At 39.4% G+C, this 20,148-nt stretch carries 25 protein-coding genes; 14 read left to right on the forward strand and 11 right to left on the reverse strand.

The window, feature by feature from the left end; genetic code table 11:
- The first annotated feature begins 51 nt into the window (after positions 1-51).
- A complete protein-coding gene (locus F8M47_RS04975; protein WP_150539097.1) occupies positions 52-465 on the forward strand; it encodes a tautomerase family protein in 414 nt (137 codons plus the stop codon).
- A gap of 27 nt (positions 466-492) precedes the next feature.
- The gene (locus F8M47_RS04980) at positions 493-1,509 is read left to right on the forward strand and encodes an MBL fold metallo-hydrolase (RefSeq protein ID WP_150539075.1); all 1,017 of its coding nucleotides are present in this window, start codon (positions 493-495) and stop codon (positions 1,507-1,509) included.
- A gap of 209 nt (positions 1,510-1,718) precedes the next feature.
- Here F8M47_RS04980 and cspD read toward each other — a convergent pair whose 3' ends face one another.
- Together cspD and F8M47_RS04990 are read right to left on the reverse strand one after the other, a co-directional pair.
- Complete coding sequence (cspD, locus tag F8M47_RS04985; RefSeq protein WP_150539076.1) at positions 1,719-1,925, reverse strand: cold shock domain-containing protein CspD; 207 nt, start codon at positions 1,923-1,925, stop codon at positions 1,719-1,721.
- A gap of 110 nt (positions 1,926-2,035) precedes the next feature.
- A complete protein-coding gene (locus F8M47_RS04990; RefSeq protein WP_150539077.1) occupies positions 2,036-2,602 on the reverse strand; it encodes a YceB family lipoprotein in 567 nt (188 codons plus the stop codon).
- A gap of 116 nt (positions 2,603-2,718) precedes the next feature.
- Between F8M47_RS04990 and F8M47_RS12350 the strand changes: the two genes are divergently transcribed.
- From F8M47_RS12350 to F8M47_RS05005, 4 genes are all read left to right on the forward strand, one after another.
- Positions 2,719-2,853, forward strand: coding sequence for a hypothetical protein (locus F8M47_RS12350; protein WP_280177513.1), 135 nt, complete (start codon positions 2,719-2,721; stop codon positions 2,851-2,853).
- 68 nt (positions 2,854-2,921) lie between these two features.
- Positions 2,922-4,070, forward strand: coding sequence for a tRNA guanosine(34) transglycosylase Tgt (gene tgt / locus F8M47_RS04995; RefSeq protein ID WP_150539078.1), 1,149 nt, complete (start codon positions 2,922-2,924; stop codon positions 4,068-4,070).
- A gap of 65 nt (positions 4,071-4,135) precedes the next feature.
- Entirely contained in the window at positions 4,136-4,654 is a 519-nt protein-coding gene (locus F8M47_RS05000) for a hemerythrin domain-containing protein (protein WP_150539079.1), read from the forward strand.
- A gap of 20 nt (positions 4,655-4,674) precedes the next feature.
- Complete coding sequence (locus F8M47_RS05005) at positions 4,675-4,896, forward strand: sulfurtransferase TusA family protein (RefSeq protein ID WP_150539080.1); 222 nt, start codon at positions 4,675-4,677, stop codon at positions 4,894-4,896.
- Between the two features lie 62 nt (positions 4,897-4,958).
- On the opposite strand, the gene F8M47_RS05010 is transcribed toward F8M47_RS05005, so the two are convergent.
- The 7 genes from F8M47_RS05010 to F8M47_RS05040 form a co-directional block, all read right to left on the reverse strand.
- Complete coding sequence (locus F8M47_RS05010; protein WP_150539081.1) at positions 4,959-5,564, reverse strand: TIGR04211 family SH3 domain-containing protein; 606 nt, start codon at positions 5,562-5,564, stop codon at positions 4,959-4,961.
- A gap of 61 nt (positions 5,565-5,625) precedes the next feature.
- Positions 5,626-6,900 (reverse strand): inorganic phosphate transporter, encoded by a 1,275-nt coding sequence (locus F8M47_RS05015; RefSeq protein ID WP_150539082.1) that lies wholly within the window; start codon positions 6,898-6,900, stop codon positions 5,626-5,628.
- A gap of 8 nt (positions 6,901-6,908) precedes the next feature.
- Positions 6,909-7,589: a TIGR00153 family protein gene (locus F8M47_RS05020; protein ID WP_150539083.1), complete on the reverse strand. Its 681-nt coding sequence runs from the start codon at positions 7,587-7,589 to the stop codon at positions 6,909-6,911.
- Positions 7,590-7,761: 172 nt separating this feature from the next.
- Entirely contained in the window at positions 7,762-8,520 is a 759-nt protein-coding gene (locus tag F8M47_RS05025) for an iron ABC transporter ATP-binding protein (RefSeq protein ID WP_150539084.1), read from the reverse strand.
- Positions 8,507-9,466 (reverse strand): iron chelate uptake ABC transporter family permease subunit, encoded by a 960-nt coding sequence (locus F8M47_RS05030; RefSeq protein WP_150539085.1) that lies wholly within the window; start codon positions 9,464-9,466, stop codon positions 8,507-8,509. Before F8M47_RS05030 ends, F8M47_RS05025 begins: the two co-directional genes overlap by 14 nt.
- Positions 9,459-10,412 (reverse strand): ABC transporter permease, encoded by a 954-nt coding sequence (locus F8M47_RS05035; RefSeq protein ID WP_150539086.1) that lies wholly within the window; start codon positions 10,410-10,412, stop codon positions 9,459-9,461. The genes F8M47_RS05030 and F8M47_RS05035 overlap by 8 nt, the downstream gene beginning before the upstream one ends.
- 44 nt (positions 10,413-10,456) lie before the next feature.
- Positions 10,457-11,365, reverse strand: a complete 909-nt coding sequence (locus F8M47_RS05040; RefSeq protein ID WP_150539087.1) for a siderophore ABC transporter substrate-binding protein — start codon at positions 11,363-11,365, stop codon at positions 10,457-10,459.
- A gap of 196 nt (positions 11,366-11,561) precedes the next feature.
- On the opposite strand from F8M47_RS05040, the gene F8M47_RS05045 reads away from it, so the two are divergent.
- From F8M47_RS05045 to nrdR, 3 genes are read left to right on the forward strand one after another with little or no spacing between them, the layout of a single operon-like run.
- Complete coding sequence (locus tag F8M47_RS05045; protein WP_150539088.1) at positions 11,562-13,025, forward strand: replicative DNA helicase; 1,464 nt, start codon at positions 11,562-11,564, stop codon at positions 13,023-13,025.
- Positions 13,015-13,302, forward strand: coding sequence for a YcgL domain-containing protein (locus F8M47_RS05050; RefSeq protein WP_208790028.1), 288 nt, complete (start codon positions 13,015-13,017; stop codon positions 13,300-13,302). The genes F8M47_RS05045 and F8M47_RS05050 overlap by 11 nt, the downstream gene beginning before the upstream one ends.
- Entirely contained in the window at positions 13,302-13,751 is a 450-nt protein-coding gene (gene nrdR / locus F8M47_RS05055; protein ID WP_150539090.1) for a transcriptional regulator NrdR, read from the forward strand. The genes F8M47_RS05050 and nrdR overlap by 1 nt, the downstream gene beginning before the upstream one ends.
- A 33-nt stretch (positions 13,752-13,784) precedes the next feature.
- Here nrdR and F8M47_RS05060 read toward each other — a convergent pair whose 3' ends face one another.
- On the reverse strand, positions 13,785-14,201 hold the full coding sequence (locus tag F8M47_RS05060; RefSeq protein ID WP_150539098.1) for a MerR family transcriptional regulator: 417 nt from the start codon (positions 14,199-14,201) through the stop codon (positions 13,785-13,787).
- A gap of 105 nt (positions 14,202-14,306) precedes the next feature.
- Between F8M47_RS05060 and F8M47_RS05065 the strand changes: the two genes are divergently transcribed.
- Genes F8M47_RS05065 through F8M47_RS05085 form a run of 5 tightly spaced genes read left to right on the forward strand, consistent with a single transcriptional unit; the run spans position 14,307 to position 19,913 of the window.
- Positions 14,307-15,077, forward strand: coding sequence for a class I SAM-dependent methyltransferase (locus F8M47_RS05065; protein WP_150539091.1), 771 nt, complete (start codon positions 14,307-14,309; stop codon positions 15,075-15,077).
- Between the two features lie 45 nt (positions 15,078-15,122).
- Positions 15,123-16,685, forward strand: a complete 1,563-nt coding sequence (nikA, locus tag F8M47_RS05070) for a nickel ABC transporter substrate-binding protein (protein WP_150539092.1) — start codon at positions 15,123-15,125, stop codon at positions 16,683-16,685.
- 6 nt (positions 16,686-16,691) lie between these two features.
- Complete coding sequence (gene opp1B / locus F8M47_RS05075; RefSeq protein WP_150539093.1) at positions 16,692-17,615, forward strand: nickel/cobalt ABC transporter permease; 924 nt, start codon at positions 16,692-16,694, stop codon at positions 17,613-17,615.
- Entirely contained in the window at positions 17,615-18,466 is an 852-nt protein-coding gene (opp1C, locus tag F8M47_RS05080; RefSeq protein ID WP_208790029.1) for a nickel/cobalt ABC transporter permease, read from the forward strand. Before opp1B ends, opp1C begins: the two co-directional genes overlap by 1 nt.
- Positions 18,444-19,913, forward strand: a complete 1,470-nt coding sequence (locus F8M47_RS05085; RefSeq protein ID WP_167509599.1) for an ABC transporter ATP-binding protein — start codon at positions 18,444-18,446, stop codon at positions 19,911-19,913. The genes opp1C and F8M47_RS05085 overlap by 23 nt, the downstream gene beginning before the upstream one ends.
- A 153-nt stretch (positions 19,914-20,066) precedes the next feature.
- Here F8M47_RS05085 and F8M47_RS12445 read toward each other — a convergent pair whose 3' ends face one another.
- Positions 20,067-20,144, reverse strand: coding sequence for an IS3 family transposase (locus F8M47_RS12445; RefSeq protein ID WP_150538505.1), 78 nt, complete (start codon positions 20,142-20,144; stop codon positions 20,067-20,069).
- Positions 20,145-20,148: the final 4 nt, after the last annotated feature.

A 20,148-nucleotide genomic window follows, 5' to 3' on the forward strand; every position in this document is an offset into this window, starting at 1 on the left:
AAACTGTCAGTAGAATACGCTCAAATTGAGTTACTTATAGAGGAAAAAATTATGCCAGTATTTAATGCACACGTTGCAAAAGGGAAATTATCGAAAGAGCAGAAACAAGGGTTAGCTGATGCGTTTGTGTTGGCAATTCACGATGCACTAAATGCCCCGATGGACGATCAATTTGTGATTATCAATGAACTTTCGGAAGAAAACTTGTTTATTCACCCAACCTTTCCGAATATGCAACGCACCGATAAGCGTATGGTGGTAACCGTTGATGTGAGTACCACTCGCACCTTGGAAGAAAAACGTAAATTGACCGAATTGGTGACGAAATATGCGGTGGAAAAAGCAGGAATTGGACAAGATGACATTGCTTTGCTCATTTACGCATTGCCGTTAGAAAATATGAGCTTTGGTGGCGGTAAATTAATGCCTGATGATGCCGAAGCAATGGCGAAAAGAATACGTTAGGAATGCAATATTGATGAGGAATAAAAAATGAAGAAAACGATTTTAACTACATTGCTAGCAGCCGCACTTGGTTTGGCGAACTTGCCGACTCAAGCGCAGCCGACGCATACTCCTGCTAAAAATCCTGTGCCGATGCAATTAACCCAAGTGCCGGGTTATTTCCGCGTAATGGTGGGCGATATTGAAGTGACCGCACTTTATGACGGTTGGGGCTTGATTGACACCGAAATGTTTGCCAACTATACCGATTTATCAGCGGAAGAATTAGAGGCGATTTTAAATCACGAATTTGCCCCACGTTCAAAGCACGGCGGTGTGGAAGGGGCGATTAACGCCTTTTTAATCAACACAGGCGATAACCTGATTTTGATTGATGCGGGTAAAGGCGAAGCACAAATTCCAAAATTTATGGAAGAAAACGGCTTATTAGTGAAAAGCCTTGAAGCAGCAGGCTACAAGCCAGAGCAAATCGACATCATTCTGTCAACCCATATGCACGCCGACCATTTCAGTGGCGTAACGGTGAATGGCGAAATGGTGTTCCCGAATGCGACAATCTATTTGCCAAACCAAGAAAAAGGCTTTTGGTTAGATATGCCAATGGAACAAGTGCCAGAGCCAGCGAAACCTTTTGTGCAATGGGCAAGAGAAGCGGCTGCACCTTATTTGAAAGCTGATCGTGTGAAATTCTACGACTCGGGCGATGAAGTGATCCCGAATGTGAAATCCATTCCATTGTTCGGGCATACCCCAGGACATAGCGGTTTTGAGTTTGAATCCAAAGGCGAAAACCTACTTGTGTGGGGCGATGTAATGCACAGCCATTCCATTCAAATGAATCACCCCGCAGTTGCGGTGGAATTTGACACCGATGCCAACGCCGCGCGCGAAACACGTTTGACGATGTTGCCTAAAATTGCGGAACGTAAAATCTTGGTGGCAGGTGCGCACTTACCGTTCCCAGGTATCGGACATATCCGTGCGGAAAAAGAGGGAAGCTATCGTTGGATTCCGATTGAATATCGTTTAATTGAGAAGAAATAAGCTAACCTAAAGTACGGTCGTATTTTTATAAGGATGTGTGACCGTTTTTTATGTGCTAATTACTCTATTTTTATCTCGTATGACTATTTATCAACTAAGGCAAGTTACTTCACATTAATATCAATAAAGGAGAATGCTTAGACCTAAAATAAAAAAATCCTCGTGGTTAAAAAACTCATGAGGATTGTAATAAAATCTTTGTTGTTGCGTTATTCTACAACTGTAATTTTGGCAGCTGAAGCGCCACGCTCACCATTAATCAGTTCAAATTGTACTTTTTGTCCGACTTTGAGGGAACGATAACCTTCGCTTTGGATTTCGGAAAAATGGGCAAAAATATCACCATCAAAAGATTCACATGTAATAAAACCAAAACCTTTTGTATTGTTGAACCACTTCACGATGCCAATTTCCATAATATAATCTCCTGTCCTATGGCGTTAAATAATACACCGTAAATTTTAGTCAAAAATGTAATTGGAGCAACGAGCAATATTCAAAAATTAGCACTAGATCACAAAATTTCTTAAAAAACAGAGGTTTCTAGTTTTAATGCGCCTTTTTCAACCACAATCGCTTTACCAAATTTTTTTACTAATGCCTCTTTGGTTTTGGTTTCATCCAATGTATAAATAGGCGTACTATTTAAAATATTAGCGAGTCCATCCATTAGCATTGGCAGAAAAATTTGTAATTCGTCTTGGTATTTTTCAGGTGTAGCTGAATAGCTTAACAAGCGCACATCTTTTAAATATAACGCGCCTTTCTCTGAATCATAAAAAGGGGTAGTGTCCATATTTAAATGGATTTTCGCATTATATTTTTTGCCTTTCGCGTGTAAAATGCCATCAATAATGCCTGATACAGCAACCTTTTTTTCCTCCGTTTGCCCAATTTGTGTAGCTAAATTATAGAGATGATAATCCAACTGGAATAAACCTGGAATGCCTACTTTATCTTTTAGTGGGATTTTTTCGGCTAAACGTGTTTCAAGATATTGATTGATCTCTTGCTGGCTGATGCTGAATGCTTGTAGGTTAAGAGATAGCAATAATAATGTGCTGCTGAACAATAGTTTAAAGGCTTTTTTCATAAGATTTCCTTGTGTTGTATGGCTTATTCTAGTTTTGTTGAGTTAAAAAGAGTAAAATAGATCTCTTTTTGCATTTGGTTGGGACTATAACAATTCCCTTCCATGAAGGAAACAATATGATCAAAAAAATTATTGTTTGCCTCAGCATTTTTGTGCTAGCCAGCTGTACTTTTGGCGGTGGTGCAAGTGTTGGTGGCGGCTCAAATGGTGTGGGTGCGGGTTTCAGTCTTGGGACTGGTATCCGCTTTTAATTGCAAAAAATTAGCGGAAAATAACCGCTTATTTGTGTTTATAGACTGTTTATCTATAAGGAATTTCAATGAAGTATGAATTAAAAACAACAAGTGGTAATGCGCGTCGTGGCCGCTTAACTTTTTCTCGTCCGAAGGGTGAATATGTGGTGGAAACGCCAGCATTTATGCCCGTGGGTACTTATGGTACAGTAAAAGGTATGACGCCAGAAGAAGTAGCGGCAACAGGAGCGCAAATTTTATTAGGTAATACCTTCCATTTATGGCTACGCCCAGGTCAGGAAGTGATGAAATCACACGGCGATTTGCACGATTTTATGCAATGGCACGGTCCAATTTTAACAGATTCTGGCGGTTTTCAAGTATTTAGTTTAGGTAAATTGCGTAAAATTAAAGAAGAAGGGGTAACGTTCCAAAATCCAATTAGCGGTGAGAAAATTTTCCTTTCGCCAGAAAAATCAATGGAAATTCAATACGATCTTGGTTCAGATATCGTAATGATTTTTGATGAATGTACGCCATATCCAGCTACATTCGATTATGCGAAAAACTCAATGGAAATGTCACTGCGCTGGGCAAAACGGAGCCGTGATCGTTTTGATGAACTACAAAACCCACGTGCGTTATTTGGCATTGTACAGGGCGGAACTTACGAAGAATTGCGCAAAGTTTCGGTTGAAGGTTTAGTCAATATTGGCTTTGACGGCTATGCGGTAGGCGGTTTAGCGGTTGGTGAACCGAAAGAAGAAATGCACCGTATCCTTGAATTTACTACGCCATTATTACCAAAAGATAAGCCTCGTTATTTAATGGGGGTGGGCAAACCTGAAGATTTAGTTGAAGGTGTGCGCCGTGGCATTGATATGTTTGACTGTGTAATGCCAACTCGTAATGCACGTAATGGACACTTATTTGTAAGCAATGGTATTGTGAAAATCCGTAATGCAAAATATAAAACGGATACTACGCCATTAGATCCAGAATGTGATTGCTATACTTGCAAAAACTACACGAAAGCCTATTTATACCACTTAGATAAATGCGGTGAGATTCTGGGGGCACGTTTAAATACCATTCACAATTTACGCTACTATCAACGTTTAATGGCTCAAATTCGTCAAGCGATTGAAGAAGATCGCTTTGATGATTTTGTGGTTGAATTTTATGCCAAAATTGGTAAAGAAGTTCCGCCATTACAATCAGAAGCAAATAAATAAAACTAATATGGCACAAGTTTCCGCTTGTGCCTTTTTCTCAATCCTTATTACCCATAGAGATTTTTATGCAACAGCTACAACCACAACAATTCGCAAGTTGGGCAGAGCCAATTGATATGCTGTACGCTTGCCATAGCAAAGTAAAACGCTTTTGCAAACAGCTACAAATTTTGCCTGAATATCTGGCACAACACGGTGTGACCCAAGCGGTGAAAAACGATGTTCAACAGATCCTAAATTACTTTAATCTTTCTGCACCTTTGCACCATGAAGATGAAGAATGTAATTTTTTCCCTGCTTTGGTTCAGGTACAACCTCAGGCACAAAGCGAGGTGGATAAGTTAGAAAGCCAGCACGAGGTGTTGCATCAAAATTGGGCGTTACTTTCTGTTCAGTTAGAACAGTTGGTAGCGGGGCAGCGTACAGAGATCGATTCAGCGCTCATTGCTCAATTCATAGCAGGCTATGATGTGCATATTGCGATTGAAGAACCCTTATTTGAGCTAGGACGTTTGCACCTTGCGCAAGCAGAGTTAGCGCAAATGAGCGAAGTAATGGCGGCTCGCAGAAAAGTATCTAAATAATCCCTTCCTCTTAGCTATCAATGAATTTGTATCAATTAGATTTGAGAGCATATAGTTGTCCATTACCTTTATTGATGACGAAAAAGGCATTGGCAACATTACCCGAACCGGCTAGGTTAGTAATTTATTTAAATCGGACGAGTAGTCCAGATGATTTTGAGTTGCTATGTGAGCAGTATGGCTATCAGTGGCAAGGCTGTACCTATGAAGCGGAAAATGTTGTGCTCACTATCAAAAAATAAGCGGCCTATTTTGGTAAGATTTTTACAAAAACAGACCGCTTATAAGCTAACACAAACTGTGATTATGACCAGCCGTTACTTCGTTTGCGACGAGGCAAGATAAATGGAATTAAAAGCCCTAGCAATAAGCCAGCCGCTAATACTGAACCACCATAAATAAACCACTGAATGACAATTTCACGCTTTTCAGAATCGTGCATGGTTTCTAAATCACGGTTCTTATTTTTCAATACTTCCAACTCACGTTTGAGTTGTGCATTTTGATCAAGTAGTTCACTACTTTGTTGCTCTGATTGCTGGCTACGGCGTTGCATCTCAACCGTTCTTTGCTGCCAGTCACTGTCAATTTTACTGAGCTTATTACTTAAATCTTGCACTTGTTGCTGTAATTGTGGAATTAAGTCTTTTGGGCTTGCGGTTTGAGAAATTTCTGAAGCAAGTACCCAGCCTTCACGATTTTTGCTATCACGAATTAGAACAAAGCGATCTTTACGATCTAACACCGTAACTTTTTCACCTGCTTGAATAGCACCTGAAATTTTGTATTGATCGCCAGCCCCTTTACGCATATAAGTACTGAGGTTTTCAGTAATATAGTCTGCTGAAAAAGCAGGAAGAGAGGTTCCGAGTAATAAACAAGCGAGTAGGGTTGGCTTTCGTTTTAGCATAATCGATGTCCTTCTGAATAAAAGGAAAAACACGTATTACCCGTGTTTTTCCTTGGGTTAATTAGTGAAAAAATGCACTAAGAATATAATAAAAAATAATTGACAAAATAGCACCTGCAGGAAGGGTAACAACCCATGAGGCGATGATATTGCGAATTATCCCTAGATTCAATGCAGCAATACCACGTGCAAAACCTACACCAAGAATTGCACCAACAAGTGTTTGTGTTGTCGAAATTGGTAACCCTGTACCAGAAGCAATAACGACCGTTACCGCACAAGCAAACTGTGCTGCAAATCCACGACTAGGTGTTAATTCCGTAATACCTGTTCCAACCGTTGCCATCACAGCTCGTCCCATTACTGCAAGTCCTACAATCATACCAACGCCACCTAACGGCAAAATCCATGGCGCAAGAGCTGCTTTTTCTTGAATTACACCACCACTAGCAACGATAGCTTGTACCGCAGCTAAAGGACCGATTGCGTTGGCTACGTCGTTAGAACCGTGGGCAAAAGCCATTGCACAGGCAGTTAACAGCATTAAAATACTAAAGATTTTTTCTACGCCAATGAAGCCTTTACCATCATCATTTGCTTTCATCTTAGCTAAGAATGCTTGGCTACGGAAATAGAAATAGCCAAATGTTACTGCAATAAGAGCTAAACCTAGTGAAATAATAAATGTTTCAAAGTTTGTAAGGTGTAAGCCTACATGTTTCAAACCTTTAGCAATAGTAACAATAGCAATAATAAAAATGGTCATTCCCATATAAAGAGGACCAAATTTTTTAGCCTGTTCAAGAGGGTTAGATCGGTTAAAAATTAATTTTTGTGAATTAATAAAAATTAAATACGCTATGATGCCTGCAATTACAGGAGTAATAAACCAACTTCCAACAATACCACCTAATTGACCCCATTGAATGGCATCAGTTCCAATTGTAATGCAAGCAAAACCGATAACTGCACCAATAATAGTATGTGTACCAGATACTGGCCATCCCATTTTAGTTGCTATAACAAGCCAAACACCAGAGGCACAAAGTGAAGACATCATACCTAACACCATAATATCAGGACGCCCTGTAAATGCGTCAGGTTGAATAATGCCACTTTTGATTGTATCAGCTACTTCACCACCCGCAAGGTAGGCACCAGCAAGCTCAAAAACCATTGCAATAAGAATCGCTTGCTTTACAGTAATCGTACCAGAACCAACCGACGTTCCCATAGCGTTAGAGACATCATTTGCTCCGATACCAAATGCCATCAAAAAGCCTAAGAATGCTGTAATGATAACTAAAATTGAACCATATTGATTAATAAGTTCCATGAATTCTCCTAGGCTTTAGCTAGCATTAATTCAATGCGAGAGCCGATTCGTTGAGCTTGATCCGCAAGAATGCTAATTCGTTCAATACACTTATATAAAAACATCACATCAATTGGATTTAGATCTTTCTCTAAACCAAGTAATGTGCGACGTAAGCTGACTTGAAGTTGATCGGTATCGTCTTCAATTTGATCAAGTTCAAGAATCATATTATTTACAAAATGGCGTTCACGTCCTCTAAAACCTGTTTCTAGTAATTCGTCCATTTCATCAAGTACTTTTCTTACTTGGCGTGTTGCATCTAAACTACGGAATAAAAATTGTCTGAATGCAGGTTGCATAATTTCAGGAATAACTAATTGGCGTCCAATAATTCGACCAGAGATATCTCTTGAGTAATTTGCTAATTTATCCAATTGCGTTACGATTTCTAATAAATCTCCACGTTCAACAGGTAAAAATAAACCGCGCGGAAGTTTTAAACGAATTTCACGTTTTAATGTATCAGCTCGGCGTTCTAAATCGATAATTTGTGTTCTTACATCCGCAGCTTTATCCCAATCGTGATCAAAGGTTGCTTCAAAGAATGGTTCAAGTAATTCACTACATTCAGTTACTTTAAAAGCAAGTTTTTGTAGTGGGGTTAGTGGCGATTGTGCGAATAAACCAAAGATGTTATTCATTGCCATAACAATATCTCCATAGTGATTAAATTTACTCGATTTTGCACAAGACAAAATCTTTTATATTTTACTTTATACAAGCTAAAAGATCACTGGAAAACAAAAAAATAAGCGGTCTAATTTGCAAGATTTTTTACAAATTAGACCGCTTGTAGCTATTTTATCCAAATTTAGATGATTAGATATGATGAATGACTAAAGGTTTATCATTGTGCTCAAGCACTTCTGCTTCTAAATTAAACACTGTTCTTAAATTCTCGGGTGTAATTATGGTTTCAGGTGAGCCTGTCATAATAATTTCACCATTTTTCATCGCCACAATCGTATCAGCATAAGCCGCAGCCATATTAATATCGTGTACTACCATTACCGTGGTAAGTTGTAGTTCATCAGTTAATTTGCGTAATAATCGCATTAACTCTCTGGCGTGGAACATATCCAAATTATTGAGTGGCTCGTCCAGCAATACATATTGTGTTTGCTGGCAGAATGTCATCGCAATTAACGCTCGTTGGCGTTGTCCTCCAGACAATTCATTTAAAAAGCGATCTTTAAGTTTAAAAAGTTCGAAACGTTGTAACGCTTCCTCTACAACTTGTTGATCTTGCTCGGTAATTTTCCCTTGATGATGAGGATAACGCCCAAACATCAATAAATCTTGTACGGTAATTCGGCTATGAATCACGTTATCTTGAGTCAAAATAGCTAAATGTTGGGCTATGGTACGGGAGTTTGTTTCCGCAATATTGTAATTATCTAGCCAAATTTGACCGCTTTGAATATGTTGTAGGCGGGCGATAAGTGAGAGTAAGGTAGATTTCCCTGCACCATTTGCACCAACTAATGCAGTAATCCCACCATTAGCAATCTGCAAATTAATATGATTAAGAATGGTTGCATTTCCAATTTTATAGGAAAGATTTTTAATATCGATCATCGTAATTTCTTCTGTTTAAGATCAAATAAATAAACACTATGCCACCGAAAAATTCAATGACTACGCTAAGTACGCCTTGCATTCCTAACAATTGCTCGAAAATAGCTTGCCCTAAGACGAGAGTGATCGCTGAAATAAGGAATGTCATCGGTAGACGTACGCTATGAGCAATCACAGGACTTAGCGCATTTACAATCGCACAAACAAGCAAACCTAAAAATATAATTGGCCCGACTAATGCGGTTGAAACAGAGACAAGTAATGCACAGCAAATCAGCAATTGGCGAGAGAAAGTCGGGTAATTGATCCCCAAGCTAATCGCGCGATCCCGCCCAAGTAACAACACATCTAATTTATGCTGTTGCCGCCAAATCCATATTGCGCTGAGTATAGCAATACTTGCGCCAATCCAAAGCAGTGTTGGATTTACGCTATTAAAACTTGCGAAAGATGAGCCTTGTGCAACCGCAAATTCTTCAGGATCGATCATTCGTTGTAACAAATTATTTAGACTTCTAAATAATACGCCAAAAATAACCCCAACTAGAATCATACGGGTGAGATCATTATGCTCTTTGGTTAAAGTATTAAATAACAATAATGAACCGCCTAACATCAGCAAACTTTCAAAAGCAAACTTATTGGCTATATCTAATTGTGTAAATCCAATTCCACCAAAAATAAAAATAAGTAGTGTTTGAGTCAGTAAATAGAGTGAATCAAACCCTAAAATACTTGGCGTGAGAATTGGGTTATTCGTTAAGGTTTGGAATAATAACGTCGAGACACCAATGGTATACGCAATGGTTAAAAGTAATACGAGTTTCTTGCCTCGGAAGGGTAATACAAAATCCCAGTTACCATTTGCGTTAAATGTCATAAAAAACAGACCGCTTGCAATTAGAATTAATGTGAGCAAGCCGAGTAACATGATTGATTTACGCATGACGTTTCCCCTTGAATAACAGATAAAGGAAAACTAACGTACCGCAAATCCCAAAAATAGTTGAAATTGGTACTTCATAAGGTGCGTTGATGACTCGACCAATAATATCGCAAACCAGTACAAGATTTGCACCTAATAAAACAACGGTTGGTAGATTTTTACGTAATCGATCTCCCGCTAAACGAGAAACAATATTTGGCACCACTAAGCCAATAAATGGAATCTGCCCAATTGTTACCACTACTACCGCGGTAATCAGTGCAACCGTAATTAAAGCTAGCCAAGTCATTTGGCGGTAGTTGATTCCAAGACTAGTGCTAATATTTTGCCCAAGTCCTGCAATGCTAAGTTGATCTGCCATAATATAGATGACAATAGAAAGCGCAGCAGTCAGCCACAATAATTCATACCGCCCAGCGAGTACACCAGAAAAGTCGCCCGCAAACCATATTGATAGCAGTTGTAAAGAGTCCGTTTCGTAAGCAATAAAAGTGGTAATGGATTCAATAATATTGCCAAATACGATACCCACTAATGGCATCATTAATTTTTGATGAGGCGGTAGATTTCTGAGTAATAACATAAAGATCCCCATGCCGATTAAAGCACAACAAGTGGCAAACGACATTTTAGCCACAAGCGGAGCAGCAGGGAAAAGTAGGCTGATAGCCAACACACCGAGCGCAGCGCTTTGGCTAGCACCAATCATACTCGGTTCAATAAAACGATTTTTTAAGACGATTTGTAACACCATGCCTGCGACACTAAGCGTGGCACCCACTAAAATAATTGCCAAAGTACGAGGAAGGCGGCTAATCAGAAAAAGTTGTGTTTGTTCAGGATCAGAGAGCAATGCTGACCAGTGAAAATCGGCAACGCCCACCGACATACTTAATAAACTCAGTACTAAAAGTAGAAAAAAACTAATTTTTGTAAGTGAAAACATAGACTAGAGAAAAGTATCGCCCCCACATGATGAGGGCGGAAAAGTTATTTAGAAAATGCCTGTTTAATATTAATTAAATCGGTACGCATTTGTTCGATCCCACCAGCAGCAAGGTATGCCGAACTGCTTAAATACACAATTTGGCCGTTTTTCCAAGCTTTGGTTTGATGAACTAATTCATTATCTAATACTTCTTGCGCGGTTTTGCCTTCTTCGCCAATAGCTGCTGTGCGATCAAGCACAAATAACCAATCAGGATTTACTTTTTGTAAAAATTCGTGAGAAATTGGTTCGCCATGTCCAGTTCCTTTTTTGTGAACATCTGTTTTAGCAAGAGGAATGCCAAGTGCGGAATGAACCCAACCTAAGCGACCTTTTTCACCAAAGGCAGACATTTTTCCGCCATTTACGATAATAATTAAACCATTACCTTTGCCCTTAACTGCCGCTTGTGTTTCTTTTAAGAGTGTTTCAATTTCAGTTTTATATTGATTCGCTTTCTCTTGTTTAGCAAACAATTTACCTAAGCTATCCAGATTGACTAAGCCTGCTTCAATTGTATTGAGTTCTGGATTTGGCGTTAAATCAATCGCATTAGCAATCGCTTTTACATCATCCAGTTTTTTTGCCGAGCGAGTAGCAACAATAATTAAATCAGGTTTTAAACTATTTAATGTCTCTAAATTAGGTTCAAATACTGTTCCAATATTGGTTGCTTTTTCTACCGAAGGTTTTAAATAAGGCAGGGTTTTAGCAACATCTGGAGAGCCTGCAACAGGCACGCCTAAATGTTGCAACACATCAATTGTTGCCGCATCAAATACAGCAATTTTTTGTGGCGTTTGGCTAAAGGTGATTTCACCACGAGCGGTCGGAATTGTGACATCTTTTGCAAATGCTGAAGTAGTAAGTGCTGCTGCGAGAGTTAAACTAAAGAGCGTTTTTTTTAACATAGAACCGTCCTTTTTTTAATTAAGTTAAATTTTGGTTGTAAGTGAAAATTATTCTCAATGATTTTAATAATATTTTTCATGATGTAAAGAGGCTTTAATCAAGAATTTGGTAGAGTCTGATTAAAAATTGCAAATTTCAATTTAACTGAATTTCCGCTAAACTATTTATATCATCAATTAATTAGAGTTTTAAAAAATGGCTGAATACACCCCTCAAAATAAAGATAGTGCAAGAGATAAACAAGTCGAGCAAATTGCCATTTCTCCTCATTCAATTGAAGCAGAGCAGGCGGTATTAGGCGGTATTATGTTAAGCAACGACCATTGGGATAATGTTGCTGAACGGGTACAACCAACAGATTTTTATAACTATGCGCACCGCACTATTTTTGAGCAAATGGTGGAATTAGTGCGTAATAATCAGCCGATTGACATTATTACCTTAGATCAAGCGCTAAAAGATAAAGGTGTGCTACAAGATGTAGGAGGGTTTGCTTATTTAGCTGAACTCTCGAAAAACACGCCAAGTGCGGCAAATATTCTTGCTTATGCAGATATTGTGCGAGATCGTTCTGATTTACGTGGCGTGATTACCGCAGGTAACCAAATTGCAGAAATGGCGTATCACACCAAAGGCAGAAATGCTAAAGAAGTGTTGGATGAAGCCGAACGTATTGTGTTTGAAATTGCGGAAAAACGTAATACCAGCAATGAAGGTCCGCAAAAAATTGATGATATTTTAATTAATACGTTAGCTCGTATTGAAATGCTTTCGAAAAACCGTAATAACGGCGGGGTAACAGGCGTTTCCACAGGTTTTATTGATTTAAACAAAAAAACAGCGGGGCTACAGCCATCAGATTTAATTATCGTGGCAGCACGTCCGTCTATGGGTAAAACTACCTTTGCGATGAACCTGTGCGAAAATGCTTCTCTGGTGGATGTGGAAGATCCAAATGATTTAGATGAATACGGCAATCCTCGCAAAAAACCAGCTAAACCAGTATTGATTTTTAGTCTTGAGATGCCTGCCGATCAGATTATGATGCGTATGTTGGCATCACTTTCTCGAGTGGACCAAACCAAAATCCGAACAGGGCAAATTCATGATGATGAAGATTGGGCAAAGATTTCAAGCACTATGGCAATTTTGCAAGAGCGCAAAAATATCTATATTGATGACAGTTCAGGTTTAACACCAACCGAGTTGCGTTCTCGTGCCAGAAGGGTTTTCCGTGAAAATGGCGGTTTAAGTATGATTATGGTGGATTATTTGCAATTAATGCGTGCGCCAGCCTTTTCGGATAACCGTACGTTAGAAATCGCTGAGATCTCTCGTTCTTTAAAAGCGTTAGCAAAAGAATTGCAAGTACCAGTTGTAGCGCTTTCGCAGTTAAACCGAAGCCTAGAACAACGTGCGGATAAACGTCCTGTAAATTCGGATTTGCGTGAATCGGGCTCTATTGAGCAGGATGCTGATTTAATTATGTTTATTTATCGTGATGAAGTGTATAACGATAATTCAGATTTAAAAGGTATTGCGGAAATTATTATTGGTAAGCAACGTAATGGTCCAATTGGACGTGTGCGTTTAACTTTCCAAGGACAATATTCAAGATTCGATAACTATACTGGTGGAGCCTATGACGATGAGTACTAATCTGTGCGTAATTTATAAAAGCCCGAAAAAAGAAGGCATGTTTCTTTATGTGGCAAAACGAGATCAATTTGATTGTGTACCAGAGCCTTTACGCCAAATGTTTGGCAAGCCACAATTTGTAATGTTGTTTAATTTAGCGGGTGAGAAGCAACTCAAGCGGTCAAAAAATGCAGAAGTGTTGCAAGCGATTCAAACTCAAGGCTTTTTCTTACAGATGCCGCCGCCGCCAGAAAATTTATTAAAAACATTTCTTGAACAAAATAGAGGGGAAGCATAATGCGTTGTCCATTTTGTGCTGCGGAAGACACTAAAGTGGTAGATTCACGTTTAGCTGCAGATGGTTATCAAATTCGCCGTCGCCGTGAATGTGTAAGCTGTAAAGAGCGTTTTACAACGTTTGAGTCTGCTGAATTAGTTGTACCGTATATTGTAAAAAATAACGGCAATCGAGTGCCCTTTGATGCAAATAAATTACGAGTAAGTTTAAGCCGTGCGCTAGAAAAACGTCCAGTAAGTGCAGACGACTTAGAAAAAGCAGTGAGCAAAATTATCATTCAATTGCAATCAACAGGTGAACGAGAAGTACCAAGTAAATTGGTTGGTAGCTTGGCAATGGATGCGTTAAAACAGCTGGATAAAGTCGCTTATATTCGTTTTGCTTCGGTTTATTTGAGTTTTGATGATATTGAAGAATTTACTAAAGAAATTGAAAAATTAAGAGAATAGTTTGAATGCCACGAGAAGTCGTGGCATTTTGCTTCATGTGATTGGTACAAAATGTGAATTGCGATGGGTGAGTAACATTTTCATTAAATTTGCATTATCGGAACTGTGCTGATTCAATTCATTTTTCAGCGAAAGCAAACGTAACCGTAGGTGATCGAGTTCGTGAATCCGTTTAACCACTTCTTTAATATGACGATCTAATAAGTTATCCAATTCTTTGATTTGCTTACCCTCCGCTTTAGTAATATTGAGTAACATCTTAATTTCTTTAAGAGAAATATCCAATGAGCGACAATAACAAATAAACGAGAGTTGCTGTAAATGCGTTTCAGAATAAACTCTAAAACCACCAGCGGTACGTGCGGGGGTAGAAATCAATCCCTGCGCTTCATAAAAACGGATCGTCTCCACGGTACAGCCGACAGCGTTGGCAAGTTTGCCGATTTTCATACTAATTTTAGCAGTTTGCTCCATAGTTAACCTAATTCCAACTTGACTCTAAAGTAACTTCAGATTCTATAATAATTAACCTCTTTTAGCTAATTTTAACCGCTTATGAATTTCACAACTCACCAGCCCCTTCTTCAAGAGATTACCCATTATTGGGATTATCGTGCCGAAACTTATAGTCAAGAAAACCTTGCCGAACTCCATAGTGATAAAAGTCAAATTTGGCAAAAAGTGATCCTCTCGCATGCGCCACACTCCGATTCTCCATTAAAAGTGCTAGATATTGGCACAGGCCCTGGCTTTTTTGCGATTTTAATGGCTCAGGCAGGGCATCAAGTCACTGCAATTGACGCTACTACTAATATGCTCGAAAAAGCGAAAATGAATGCCAAACAAGCTCAAGTTGAAATTAATTTTGTGCAAGGCGATGTGCATCATTTACCGTTTGAAGCAGAGCAGTTTGATCTGATTGTGAGCCGTAATGTTACTTGGAATTTAAATGCGCCAGCACAAGCCTATCAAGATTGGCATCGTGTACTGAAAAAAGGTGGGCGTTTAATTAATTTTGATGCAAACTGGTATTTGCATTTGTTTGATGAAGAATATCAAAAAGGTTTTGCGCAAGACCGTGCGAATACCGCTAAAAATGCAGTGGTCGATCACTATGCTGATCCAAACACGAAAAAAATGGATGATATTGCTCGCAAATTACCTTTAAGCCGAATTTTACGCCCGCAATGGGACGCACAAACTTTACTGAATATTGGTTTTCAACAATTGATGATCGATAGACAAATCAGCGATATTGTTTGGGATTTCGAAGAAAAAATTAATGGTGCTTCAACACCAATGTTTATGATCGTGACACAAAAATAATAAGCGGTCGGATTTTGCTATTTTTTAACAACAAAAGGAGACAAGATGAAATTAACTAAGTGGTTATGGCTAGCGCTCTGTTTACCGTTTAGCGGTTATGCTAATCAGGCAAATAATACGTTAGATTACGCTAGCACAAAAGATATTCGTGATATTAATCCCCATCTATACAGTGGCGAAATGGCAGCACAAAATATGTTGTTTGAGCCATTGGTATTAAATACCGATCAAGGGATCAAACCATGGTTAGCGGAGAGTTGGCAAATTTCTCCCGATGGCAAAACTTATACTTTCACCTTGCGCAAAAATGTAAAATTTAGCGATGGTGAGCCGTTTAATGCGCAAGCAGTTAAATTAAATATTGAAGCAGTATTAGATAATTATCAGCGCCATGCTTGGTTAGAATTGGTAAAAGAAATCGAAAAAGTGACCGCTTTAGATGAGTATACCGTAGAGCTAAAACTGAAAAATGCTTATTACCCAACTTTAATTGAATTAGGTATCACCCGCCCTTTTCGTTTTATTTCTCCGAAAGCATTTATCGACGGTAAAACCAAAAATGGCGTAAGTAGTTACGCTGGTACAGGTGCTTGGCTACTCACACAACATAGAAAAAATGAATTCGCTCGCTTTGAACGTAATCCGAATTATTGGGGCGAACAACCAAAACTTTCAGCGGTTGTTTGGCAAGTGATTCCCGATCGACAAACCATGTTGTTAGCGTTACAAAAAGGTGATATTCAACTGATTTTTGGTGCTGACGGCGACATGTTGGATATGGAAAGTTTTCAAGCACTGGCGGCTTCTCAAAACTTTACGCACTTATTAAGTAAGCCGATTGCCTCACGAACATTAGTGCTTAATTCAAGCCGTGCGATCACCAAAGAGCTAAAAGTGCGTCAAGCACTTTCGTATGCCGTAGATAAAACTGCGATCGCAGAAGGGATTTTCAATGGCAGTGAGCTGGTTGCAGAAACCTTAATGGCAAAAGATGTGCCATATAGCAATGTTGCTGTGCCAACTTATCCGTATAATTTGCAAAAAGCCCAACAATTACTAGACGAAGCTGGCTGGCTTCAGCCAAAAGCTGGAGATGTACGCTATAAAAACGGCAAACCGCTGACGCTATTATTGTCTTATAATATCAATAATGCCGCAGAAAAAGAGATTGCTGAGTTACTTCAAGCCGATTTCAAAAAAATTGGCGTGGAATTGCAAATCTTAGGTGAAGAAAAACAAGCGTTTTTAGATCGTCAAAAATCAGGTGAATTTGATATTCAGTATTCGCTTTCATGGGGAAAACCTTATGATCCTGCTTCGTTTGTGTCTTCATTTCGCATTCCAGCCCATGCGGATTACCAAGGACAAAAAGGTTTGGCAAATAAAGCAGAAATTGATCGTATGATTTCAGAATTACTGATTACCCCAAATGAAACCACTCGCCAATCACTTTATCAAAAATTATATGTGACTTTAGCGGAGCAAGCGGTCTATATTCCGCTCACTTATTCGCGCACCAAAGCACTATTTAACACACAGTTGCAGGGCGTGAGTTTTAATCAGTCCCAATATGAAATTCCATTTGAGAGAATGACTTTTCAACCTTAACTTACAATGATTTTACATCGAGTTTTAGTTATGCCACTCGTTATCTTATTGATTACGTTTGTGGCATTTTGTTTGTTACATTTAGCGCCAAGCGATCCGACGATTGTGGCGCTACGAGTGCATGATATTGAATTGACCCCCGAAGTGATTGCGTTAACGCGTACAGAATTGGGCTTGGATAAACCGTTTTTGTATCGCTATTGGCTTTGGCTTTGGCGGATTTTACACCTCGACTTTGGGCATTCTTTTATCACTCATCAACCTGTGCTAGACGAACTTGCTCACGCACTGCCTACCACACTTTATTTAGCCTTTGGTGCCTTATTGCTAATAATTATAGTTGCAGTGGGGTTGAGTTGCCTTTCTATGTTTGTGTTGCACAGTTGGGGTGATAAGCTGATGCGTGGCGTGTTATTTTTTTTCACCGCTATGCCAAATTATTGGCTGGCGTTATTGCTTATTTGGAGCTTTGCGGTACAGCTAAAATGGTTTCCCGTCAGTGGATTACAGCAAACAAGCGGTTTAATTTTACCTGCAATTACCTTAGCGCTTGGTTATATCGGCACTTACTTTCGCTTAATGCAAGGGACCATGATTCAGCAATTAAAACAGCCCTATGCGCAATATATTAAAGCACGGGGCTTGTCCTACAAACGGTTGATTTTTCGTCATATTTTACCTAATTCGCTACATAACCTATTCACTGGAATGGGTATGTCGATTCCTAAATTATTAGCGGGAGCAGTGGTAATTGAAAATATTTTTGCATTGAATGGTATTGGCAGATTGTGTATTCAAGCGATTTTTTCCCGAGATTATCCCGTTATTCAGGGCTATATTTTGTTGATGGCGTTACTTTTTTTAAGTTTCAATTTTCTGAATGATGTGTTGCAACAGTGGTTAGATCCTCGTTTAAGAGGTGCAAAATAATGCGTTTTTTTAACCGCTTGTATCAAGACAAATTTGCGCTAGCCTGTGTGATTCTGCTTTGCATGGTCACGATAGCGGGCATTTTTGCCGAACAAATTGCACCTTTTGACCCTACGTTGACCAATATTCGCGCAAAATATCAGCCGATAAGTTCGCTCTATTGGTTGGGGACGGATAACCTCGGGCGAGATATTTTTTCACGGCTGATATTTGGCATTCGTAGCTCGGTATTTTATGCGGTGGGCGCCATGCTGCTCACCTTATTGATTGGCGCTCTAATTGGTATGCTTGCAGGCATCTTTGGTGGCAAACTAGACAATCTGTTAATGCGTGGTTGTGATGTAATGCTGTCATTTCCTGCTGAGGTGATGATTCTTGCATTAGTCGGCATATTAGGCGCAGGGATTGAGCATATTTTATTAGCGATTGTACTGGTAAAATGGACGTGGTATGCCCGAATGATCCGAGGGATCGTATTGCAACACACGCACAAAAATTACTTGCTGTTTGCAAAAACCGCAGGCGCTTCATACCGTCACTTACTATTTCAGCATATTTTACCGCTAATGTTTGCTGAACTGGCCATTTTAGCCACCGCCAATATGGGGAGTGTCATGTTAATGATTTCAGGTTTATCCTTTTTAGGCTTAGGCGTTCAACCGCCAACGCCAGAATGGGGCAATATGTTAGCTGATGCCAAAAATATTATGTTGCTTCACCCAGAACAAATGTTGCCTGCTGGGCTTGCGATTGTGTTAGTGGTGATCGCCTTTAATGGCTTTGGTGATTTTTTGCGTGATTACTTTGGGCGCAATACTGAGAGTGAACATGACTATTTTACAGATCGATAAGTTAAATGTACAAAGTGTGAATGCCAAACCATTACTCACGGACATCACGCTTACGCTGAACGCTAAACATTGCTTAGCGCTGGTTGGGGCAAGTGGTGCGGGTAAAAGCTTATTAAGCAAAGCGATTTTAGGAATGTTGCCCGCCAATTTGCAAACAAGCGGTCAAATTTTATTTAAAAATCACCAAATTAATACACAAACCATCGCCCAACTTCGGGGGAGAAAAATTGGTTTAATTGTGCAAGATCCAATGCAAGCTTTTGATCCGCTAATGCCGTTGATTAAACAATTTCAAGAAACCCTTTGTTTTCATTTAAATCTGAACACGTACGAGGCAAAAATACTAGCTGAAAAAATGCTAGCGCAAGTGGAGCTTTCCAACACCTTGCTTGAACGTTATCCAAATCAGCTGAGTGGCGGTCAATTACAGCGAATGGTCATTGCGCTAACTATGGCGCTTTCTCCTGAACTGATTATTGCGGATGAGCCAACCTCTGCTTTGGATTACGCCACCCAACAGGCGCTGATTCCGCTATTTCTTAAAATCAAACAACAATCCGCACTGCTTTTTATTAGCCATGATTTAACGTTAGCTAATCGATTAGCCGATGAAATCGCCGTGTTAGAGCAAGGGAAAATTGTTGAACAATGGCAGAACATAAGCGGAGAATCGCCAGTGTTACAGCATCCTGCTAGCCAAAAACTAGTTAATTATGCACAATATCTTAGCCAAATTGAAAGCCGTGCGCCTTGCCAAGTGAATTTAGATAAACCATTGTTAGAAGTAAAAGATCTTTGCAAATTTTATCCCAAATCTCACCGCTTGTTTGGCAGAGAAAAGACACCAATTTTGCAACAGATTAGTTTTAAACTCTATGCAGGTGAAAGTGTCGGGTTGATTGGCGGTAGTGGAGCGGGTAAAAGTACATTGGCTCGCCTAATTTGTGGGATTGAACAAGCCGATCAGGGCGCCATTTGGCTCAATGGCGAAAGTGTTACCAAAGCCAAAGTGCGCCAGCGACAAATTAGCGTGGTTTTTCAAGACTATTTATCTTCACTTAATCCACATTTTCCCGTGTGGAAAGCGATAACGGAGCCATTAGTGATTTTAGGGAAGAGGGAAAATCTTAGAGCAGAAGCGCAAAAATGGTTAGTTAGAGTAGGCTTGGCATCAGATTTGCTTGATGCTTACCCCGCACAACTTTCAGGCGGGCAGGCACAGCGTGTTTGCCTGTGCCGAGCGCTTATCACACAACCTTCATTAATTATTTTAGACGAAGTATTAAGTAATTTAGATACCATCAACCAATTGCAAATTCTGCAATTATTAAAACAGCTACAAATGGAATCTAAGATCAGCTTTCTATTTATTACCCACCACTTAGCAGCTTTGGAATATCTATGCGATCGCACATTGGTGTTAAAATCGGGGAAATTAGTGTGTTAGTGAAATAACTTAAAACTCAACCTAAGTGATTAGGTTTATCAATACGTAAGCGGTCAAATTATCACTTAATTTTGCAAAATCTAACGTTGCAAAAGTTTTAGCAAATTTGACCGCTTATTGATCTGCCCCCCAAAAGTTGGACAGGTTAGTACACTATAAATATTGAGCTCTGTATTGTGCAGGGCTCAATCCTTTTAAATCCATTTTAATACGCTTTTGGTTGTAATACATCACA

Source organism: Actinobacillus vicugnae, assembly GCF_901687125.1.
In the GTDB taxonomy this organism is placed as follows: domain Bacteria; phylum Pseudomonadota; class Gammaproteobacteria; order Enterobacterales; family Pasteurellaceae; genus Actinobacillus; species Actinobacillus vicugnae.